We start from the raw sequence: 8,191 nt of genomic DNA on the forward strand, positions 1-8,191 counted from the left end.
GCATCATCTTTTAAGACAATCGGTCGATCGAGATGGATCGCTCCACTACTTACCCGCTGAATAAATTTGCGAATCGCAGTACCAATTTTATTTAATCTGTCGTAAATATCTACCCGACTATAGATATTTACTGGTAAATCATCATACTGGGGATATTGAGTTCGATACAATCTACAAAACTTTTCAAAGTTATCAGTAGAAATAAGTCGATTAACTGCTATATTTTCAGCGTGCAAATATGCAATCAAAATTTTGGATAAGCGCAGATCTCGCTCGATCGTCATTCGATCTACACCACAATAGGCAAGAGCATCCTTGATACAGCTTGAATATTTGGTAATCAATCCCAGATTGCTACGGCCAATCGTTAGATCGGCAAACTCAGTCCTCAAATACATATAGCCCAGATGCTTGATTTTTGCTTGGGCATAACGATCGAGATTGGCTAGTAAATTTTGATGACGATCTCGATCGACATCCAGGTTATTGAAAAAATTATGTACGTCACCAATACTGCCAATACAAGCACACTGAACATCATATAGCCGAATCCCAATCCGGCGATATACTCTAGTTGCGACATCGATTGCCCTGCCTGACAAAAATGAGAGCCAATATTTGCCAATCAGTTCATCTGGGGAATTAGCTCTTAACTCGTCCAGCAAATCTAGTACCAGTTTTGCCACAAGATCGTCATCACTCAAAAGCTCTGGATGTGCTGTGGCTGTATCTTGCCATCGAGATGCAAGCTGCTGCTGTAAAACGGCATCGGGCTTCAGGAACATGCGCGCAGCTTGTCCGCTGGAGGCCATCGTTTGGGCAAATATTTGGATTTCATCAGGTGGTATCAGACTTAGTATCATTTTGCTTCCTTGGCCACGCAGCAGCGATCTGATGGTAGATGTTAAGTAGAGCATAAAGTAACAATTTTTGCTACAAGTTGACTCATCCCACCATAGAGAGTAATTGGGCGCAAAAATTAAATTATGCGTTTTTGCAGTCTGCGATCGACAGTTTTCATTTTAGGAATTTTGTACTATGGCTGTCAGGGCTATATAGATCCTAATTACCAAAAATTAAATCGATCGAGCCAAATCAAAGACCACTCAAATTACTTGCTTAAATTTAACTTAGGAAGCATGATTTAGCGACATCTCCAGGCGATCGGTAGTGTCGGTTGACTCTTAATTAATTGAGTTTCTGCGTCCAGCACTTCCTCGACTTTATGATAAATTTCCTGAGCTTCTGCTAGCGAATTACCGATACTTGTCAGCCCGACTTTACCAAATTCCGATAGCGAACCCATTAAATGAAATACAGTCCCAGTCTCGGTACTCGTGTCAAAATGCAACCGATGATGCGCGATGATATCCATCAGATCGTTAGGCAGTAAACCACGATAATGCGGTTGATGGAGATTGTCAGAAGCGACATAATATTTTGCCTTACCTTGTTGACTATAAAATAAACCATCTTCTAGTTGATAGTAACCATTTGTCAGGAATTTGAGTGTCATAAAGGGATGAGTGGTGCCCCCTTTGCGGAGATTGATTTCGATCGCTTGTAAATCCCAACTCCCATCAGCATTCGGGACAGCCATGAAATCTACGCCAAACCGTTCGATCGCTCCTTTAGCTGCTAGATTTTTGCCTACTGCCAAACCCAAATCTTGCAATTGGCGGCGATAGCCTGCTGCCGCTGGAAACTGACAACCTAAAAAGATTTGACCATCGGGACCACCTAAAATCTGATCGTGGGTAGAGAGAATTTCCACCGTACCCATGGGTGTAATGCACCCCTGCACGCTGGGAGATTGCTTGCCGTCTCCTTCGACAAAAGCTTCGACGATCGCGCCGAGACGGCCGATTTTGCCCTGAAAGTTCGGCCAGGTTTCGTTCGCGCCCTGAAAGCTTAGAGATGCAAAAGCCCGATCGATCGCGCTTACTCGCTCGCTGTGACTGGACGGCTGTCCCAAGGCACGCAGATCGAGGATGGCATTGCCTTCGCCCGAAAAGCCCTCATTTAACTTGACTACCAGCCGCTGAAGCTGTGGCTGTCGCTCCCACAATTTTGCCGCCACTTGTGCCAATTCGCGATCGCTAAATACCAATTCACTGCCATCGGGATGGGGCAACCCACATTCGGCAAAAATCTGCCGACTGCCAGCTTTGGTACCCCAGTAGAGTAAATCGGGATCGAGCGCATATAGCGGTACATCGAGTTGCAGTGCCAAGTCGCGTTCGATCTCGGTGGAATTGTAGCAAATCATCACCGATCGATCGGGTCGTAATGCTTGCCCGATCCGATCGAGTAAGCGCGGACGCTTGAGAATTTTTTGACTCAGGGGTTGGAGCGAATAATCGTTGGTTGAGAGTAACAATAACCGCTCGCGGGCGTGGGAGAACGGAATCCCTGGTAATAGTTGCAGATAATAATCGATGGCAATCGGTGCCAAGGGTACAGAGGTGACATAAATCAACCGTGTGCGGGGATTGGACAATCGCATCAACGAGAATAACAACCGCTCTTCGTAATGGATGCAGCCTTCAACTTTGAGTAATTCATTGCGATCGAGACTGAGGGAGGGTACGACCAAAATATCGCAATCGCTATCGAGCTGAGTATCGACACTCTGCCACAAATTTTGCAGTCGCAATTGCAACTTCTGAAATAGATCGTGTTTCGACTTAGACTCATCGCGCTCTTGGATCACGATCGATCTCCCGTGGGGTAATGTATTCAATATTTGCTAACTACACTTTCCCAAACCGCCGATGGCGTTGTTGGTAATTGAGGAGTGCTTGATGAAAGGCGCGCCTGTCAAAATCCGGCCATAATGTATCGGTAACATAAATTTCGGCATAAGCCAACTGCCACAATAAAAAGTTACTAATCCGCATCTCGCCACTAGTCCTAATTAGTAAATCTGGATCGGGTAAATGGGCGGTATCGAGATGCTGTGAGAGCAGTTTTTCATCGATCTCGGTAGCTTTGATTAAGCCTTGCTGGACTTGAGTGGCAATCATCTGGCAAGCACGGACGATTTCTTGCCTGCCGCCATAATTGATTGCGACGGTAAAGCGCACGCCTTGATTGTGCTGGGTGGCAGTTCTCGCCCGATCGATCGCTTCATACAGTGATGGTGAGAGGTTTTCCAGATCGCCGACTACTTCTAATTTCACTTGTTCGGCAACCATTTCTGCCAGCTCCAACTGAAACAGATGCTCGAATAGGGTCATCAAAAAATCGACCTCTTCCATCGATCGACCCCAATTTTCTGTCGAAAATGCATAGACAGTCAAAGCGCCAATCCCCCAGTCTTTACAGCACCGCAGGAGATCGCGGAGGGCATCCGCACCGCGTTTGTGCCCCATCATCCGAGGAAATCCTCGCTGTTTCGCCCATCTGCCATTCCCATCCATGATTGCGGCGACATGTTGTGGTAACTGAGTGCAATCTAAATCGGCAGGTAGTTCGATGAGACTGGTTGTTTTGGAAATCATCTGAGGAGGTATGGATTTTGAATTATGAATTATGAATTGTCGGTAGTGGTAAATTCATAGCTCATTTGTGTTCTGGCAACTGGAAGAGGCGACGAAACAGCTTGATCGTGCGCACGCTAAATTTGCGGCGCAAGTTGCGCAAACCTGGGGTGGCTGATTCGCGTTCGCCCGGCGGAGCAAACCGGAGTTCTAATAGCTCCTTCAGTTTACTGCTAGTCAGGGGGCGATCGAGGATGCCAGCCTCCGCCAAAGAAATCGATCCGGTCTCCTCCGAGACGACGATACACAGACAATTGTTCGTGCGTTCGGTAATTCCCATCGCCGCTCGATGCCTAGTTCCTAGCTGTCGGGAAGCGGCTCGATCGGAAAGCGGTAAAATCACTCCCGCTGCCACCACCCGATCGCCACGAATAAACACCGCACCATCATGCAGTAAGGTCGTATTTTGAAAAATTGTTTGGATTAATTCTTTGGATAACTTCGCATCTAATCGGACACCAGGCACCGCAAAATCTCGCTCGTCCATCATTTCATCAGTTTCGAGGATCATCAATGCCCCAATCCGTTGTTGGGATAATTCTTTGACGGCCTCAACGATCCGATCGATCGCTCGATCTGAGGTATCGCTGACGCGGCGGGTCGATCGGATCGAGGGCAAGAGATTGCCCCGCCCTAATTGCTCCAGAAACCGGCGAAACTCTGACTGAAACACCACCGACATCGCCAGTGCTGCGCCAACAACTAACTTGTCCAAGACAAAGCTCAAGAGCCGAAATTGACACCGCTCCCCGATCGCCGCCGCCACCATCAACACAATTAACCCTCTTACCATCCACAGCGTTCGACGATCTCTGACCGCCAATAACACCAGAAAAGTGAGGGCAATTACTAATCCCAGGTCTAAACTTTGGCGTAACCAGGATTCTGTAAAGTGGGAATTAAACCCCAGACCCAAAGCCATTGGCACTTAATCCACTACAACCAATCCCTAGATTCTATGGCAGATTGGAGCCGATCGACAATCAATCTACGCTAATATTTATGCACGATCGCCAATTTAGACAACTTTTGGTAGCTCATGGCTGTCAGTGCCGCTCTTCTAAAATAGCTGTGATATCATAAGTTCAGCCCCTCATCACCATTAGGTACAAACCTTAACCGAGCGATCGGGTATGGCCACATTCGCACCAATTACAGATTGCGCATCCGACTGAAATATCGCCTAAAAGAGGCAGGTAGCGGCTACGCGCTAGCACTACTGCCTCATTACCCATAATTCTGTCGCTCGAAAATTTCCGGCCATCGCCACCAGGATAGTACCAGTCTTGCGATCGCCGCTGGATCGAACATCGCTAATGCTATCAAGTTCGTTGGCAGCGGCTGTGGCTGCGCCTAATTCGGATCTATGGCGGTGCCGATTTGAAGAAATAAATATGACGTTGCAGTAATGCCATAAATCTACCTGGTCTCGCCCCGCTCCCATCTCGTCCTCTAAATTCAGCAACGCCAGATTCACCTTTATATATGACCAGCGGCTATATTCTCATTGGGGCAATTTTAATTTTGGGTGGCATTATCGCCGTTTCTGGCGATCGGATTGGTACGCGGGTAGGCAAGGCGAGGCTATCGCTGTTTAAATTACGCCCGCGTCAAACAGCAACCTTAGTGACGATCGTCACAGGCACACTGATCTCTGCTTCCGTACTCACACTGATTTTTGGGGCGAGCGAGCAACTTCGTACGGGGGTATTCGATCTCCAAAAAATTCAGCGCAAGCTCTCGGATACTAAGGAAAATCTCGCCCGCGCCCTCGAACAAAAAGATCGAGTGCAGCGCGAACTAGAAGTCGCTCGCAACGAGCAATCGGAGGCGCAAACTCTCCTCTCTGGGATTAACAAATCGCTCAAAGATGAATTGCTCAAACAATCCGTGGCGACACAGAACTTCAAAAATACCCAACAACAACTCCAATCGGTAGCCACCGAGCGGAATGAACTCGTGCGCGAAGTTACCGAAATCGACCGCCAACGCCGCGATCTGCAAGCACAACGACAGGCGATCTCCCAGCAGGTACGATCGCTCAAAGCGCGAGTTGACGGCCTAGAACAAGAGATTTCCCCCTTACAACAGCAACTGACAGTTACCAATAGTCAGCGCGCGCAACTGCACCAGCGACTCAACACGATTACCGTCGAGCCAAATCTCGTCAACCAAACTCAACGCTTGCAAACTTACGAGCATACGGCTAAAAAGTTAAGTCAAGATTTGGAACGACAGACTGCCAGATTGACCAATCTCGAAGCCCAACTGCAAACTCAACAAACAGAACTATTTAACCTCAAAACTCAAATCGAACAACTCGATGGCAAGCTAACTGTCCGGCAGGCACAACTCAAGGAAAAAGACAAGCAGCACCAACAATTAGAGCGCGAATTTCAAACTCGTGCCTTGCAATTAAAACTCAGAGATAAGCAACTCAAAAAAATCGAGTTACAAATTAAATTTAATCGGCAAGGACTAGCTTCACTCGAACGCGAAGTCAATAATATCGAGCAAGAGTATCGGAAGATCCGCCAAGGTAATATCGGGATCGTCCGCAATCAAGTCCTCGCCAGCACTATTCTCAAGGTGAGCAGCCCCGAAACGGCCACCAAAGCCATTAATAATTTATTGGCTCAAGCAAATCTCAATGCCCTGCAAGCTACCAATCCAGACGCGATCAATCGCCAGCAACAGATTATTGATATTGCCCCAAATCAACTCGCGCAATTAAAACAACAAGTTGCTGATCGCCGCAACTATGTGGTGCGAATTTTTTCGACTGGTAACTATGTTGTCGGAGATCGAAAGATTCAGGTATTTATTGATGCTACTCCCGATCTCAAGTTATTCGATCGTAACGAGCAAATTGCCCAAGCTCGGATCGACCCAACTACGATGAGTGAAGAGCAAATTCGCCAACAATTAAATATCCTACTAGTTACCTCTCAACTTCATGCTAGAAGATCGGGGATTTTAGACGATCGACCCCAAATTGGTGACGGCCAATTAGCGACTTACGTCCAGTTTGTAGACCGAATCAAACAACAAAAACGCCCGATCGACATCAGCGCAATTGTCGATCAGGATACTCATACCTTAGGGCCACTAATCGTCAAATTACAAGCAAGCGTAGGCAGCCGAGTATTATTTAATACCTATTCAAACGCGGCAATTAATTCGTCGAGCGTACATTGATACACTGACATCATCTGTTTGAGTTGAGATGGCACTAATCTTGGCTGAGAGCGTTTTTGCTCCCAGTCATTAATCGTCCTCACGCTCAATCCCAACGCGATCGCTAGTTGGACTTTGGTCAATCCAGCTACTTCTCGCAAATGCATCGGTGTAACACCACTATAATTAGCACTATTTGAGAGGTGAAACTGCTGCTGCGGTTGAGTTTTTTCTGGTCTTAAAACATATACTTTGACTATTTGTCCGCCAAGATCGCGCTGCTTGACAACCACTTTGCGGCTGGAGATCGCGATTTTGAGGCAAATTTGGATCATGGAGATCGGACGGTTCAAGGTATCGGATAATTCCTTGATTGTAATGCCGTCTGGGCGATCGGCGACCAACTGGAGTAGTCGATCGATAGTAGTGAGACTAGAGAAATCGGGGGGTATTTCGACAATTGCCAAAGTTAAGGTTTCCTAACTCGTCGCATAACAGCTTATCACCTTTGTGGAAAATTCATGAATGCGATAAATACGATATTTTTATCGATTACCTCGCGGCGCGGCTACGCCAACGACTGATGATATTTATAACTAGGTTATGTCCGTTTTTCCACCCTTGACAATTGAGATCGATTCGGATATCGTCTATCTACACTAATCTCTGCTCTTGAATCTCACGAGATTTTACCGTCAATTTTCTAGACCGATCTCGATCGCCACATCAGAACGACCGACAGCAATACACATATTCAGTCACTCTGAATTTTAACTATATGGCTCAATTTTGGATTGCAATTTTCTTTATTCTGTTGGCGATCGCCCAACTGTACCAATCTATTAAGGACATCAATCTACCTTTTCCAGTGTACTTAATCCTGGGTACAGTCTTGGCCGTGGCCGCCAATCCCCACCACAAAATCTCATTCGCCCCGGCTCAACAGGTGACACTCCAAGAGGTGCAAACGCCAGATCCAGTCCTCACAGCACAGACAGCCCCAATATTAACCGCCACAGCTCCCACCATCACAGTTCCCGTACCAATCGTCGCAGCGATCGCGCCGAAACAACCCCGCGCTCGGAAGACTACTGCCAAATCGCCGCAACTCTAACCGCTGGCGATCAAACTTAATTTAAGATCGTGCTAAATATTCTACCGATATTGTTATTATGCTCTAGTTTGCTTGCCCTATTTAGTCAGCAGGTCGAGAATCGGGAAGTGATGATAGCCCAAGATACTTGCGTCAGATCGACTCCTACTCCGATCGTCAAGAAGTCGGTATTTCCTAATACCAGTTTTGTGTTAAAAAAAACCAATAATCGTGGGCTAATTATCTCTGAAGGGATCGAAACAGTCAAGCTAAATAATGGCGATCGATTAACAATTACCAATAGCGGTTGTGAATTCTTGACACTCAATTTTCGCTTTGAGACAAATCGACGTTCTAAGAATTCACAAGATCCCAAATA

9 protein-coding genes are annotated in these 8,191 nt (G+C 46.7%); 3 read left to right on the forward strand and 6 right to left on the reverse strand.

Going from position 1 to position 8,191, the window contains the following annotated elements:
* The 5 genes from RMO27_RS09495 to RMO27_RS09515 form a co-directional block, all read right to left on the reverse strand.
* Positions 1–863: hypothetical protein (locus tag RMO27_RS09495; protein ID WP_309731722.1), on the reverse strand; the 863-nt coding region annotated here is incomplete at its 3' end.
* Between the two features lie 281 nt (positions 864–1,144).
* The gene (locus tag RMO27_RS09500) at positions 1,145–2,710 is read right to left on the reverse strand and encodes a peptide ligase PGM1-related protein (protein ID WP_309731744.1); all 1,566 of its coding nucleotides are present in this window, start codon (positions 2,708–2,710) and stop codon (positions 1,145–1,147) included.
* Positions 2,711–2,753: 43 nt separating this feature from the next.
* Positions 2,754–3,503 (reverse strand): isoprenyl transferase, encoded by a 750-nt coding sequence (locus tag RMO27_RS09505; protein ID WP_309731724.1) that lies wholly within the window; start codon positions 3,501–3,503, stop codon positions 2,754–2,756.
* A gap of 61 nt (positions 3,504–3,564) precedes the next feature.
* On the reverse strand, positions 3,565–4,464 hold the full coding sequence (gene cdaA, locus RMO27_RS09510; protein ID WP_309731727.1) for a diadenylate cyclase CdaA: 900 nt from the start codon (positions 4,462–4,464) through the stop codon (positions 3,565–3,567).
* Between the two features lie 294 nt (positions 4,465–4,758).
* Positions 4,759–5,007 (reverse strand): hypothetical protein, encoded by a 249-nt coding sequence (locus RMO27_RS09515; protein ID WP_309731729.1) that lies wholly within the window; start codon positions 5,005–5,007, stop codon positions 4,759–4,761.
* A 20-nt stretch (positions 5,008–5,027) separates the two neighbouring features.
* On the opposite strand from RMO27_RS09515, the gene RMO27_RS09520 reads away from it, so the two are divergent.
* On the forward strand, positions 5,028–6,740 hold the full coding sequence (locus RMO27_RS09520; RefSeq protein ID WP_309731734.1) for a DUF3084 domain-containing protein: 1,713 nt from the start codon (positions 5,028–5,030) through the stop codon (positions 6,738–6,740).
* Here the strand turns inward: RMO27_RS09520 and RMO27_RS09525 are convergent.
* Complete coding sequence (locus RMO27_RS09525) at positions 6,701–7,186, reverse strand: helix-turn-helix transcriptional regulator (protein WP_309731737.1); 486 nt, start codon at positions 7,184–7,186, stop codon at positions 6,701–6,703. The genes RMO27_RS09520 and RMO27_RS09525 overlap by 40 nt on opposite strands.
* A 311-nt stretch (positions 7,187–7,497) precedes the next feature.
* Between RMO27_RS09525 and RMO27_RS09530 the strand changes: the two genes are divergently transcribed.
* Together RMO27_RS09530 and RMO27_RS09535 are read left to right on the forward strand one after the other, a co-directional pair.
* The gene (locus tag RMO27_RS09530) at positions 7,498–7,833 is read left to right on the forward strand and encodes a hypothetical protein (protein WP_309731739.1); all 336 of its coding nucleotides are present in this window, start codon (positions 7,498–7,500) and stop codon (positions 7,831–7,833) included.
* A gap of 29 nt (positions 7,834–7,862) precedes the next feature.
* On the forward strand, positions 7,863–8,191 hold a 329-nt coding region (locus tag RMO27_RS09535; RefSeq protein ID WP_309731742.1), incomplete at its 3' end, for a hypothetical protein.

The organism is Chamaesiphon sp. OTE_75_metabat_556 (assembly GCF_031378165.1).
Lineage (GTDB): Bacteria > Cyanobacteriota > Cyanobacteriia > Cyanobacteriales > Chamaesiphonaceae > Chamaesiphon.

What these genes read in the sequence shown, in the direction of transcription:
- RMO27_RS09505 (WP_309731724.1), bottom strand. Translation starts at nt 3,503, where the DNA reads ATGATTTCCAAAACAACCAGTCTCATCGAACTACCTGCCGATTTAGAT.
- cdaA (WP_309731727.1), bottom strand. Translation starts at nt 4,464, where the DNA reads ATGGCTTTGGGTCTGGGGTTTAATTCCCACTTTACAGAATCCTGGTTA.
- RMO27_RS09520 (WP_309731734.1), top strand. Translation starts at nt 5,028, where the DNA reads ATGACCAGCGGCTATATTCTCATTGGGGCAATTTTAATTTTGGGTGGC.
- RMO27_RS09530 (WP_309731739.1), top strand. Translation starts at nt 7,498, where the DNA reads ATGGCTCAATTTTGGATTGCAATTTTCTTTATTCTGTTGGCGATCGCC.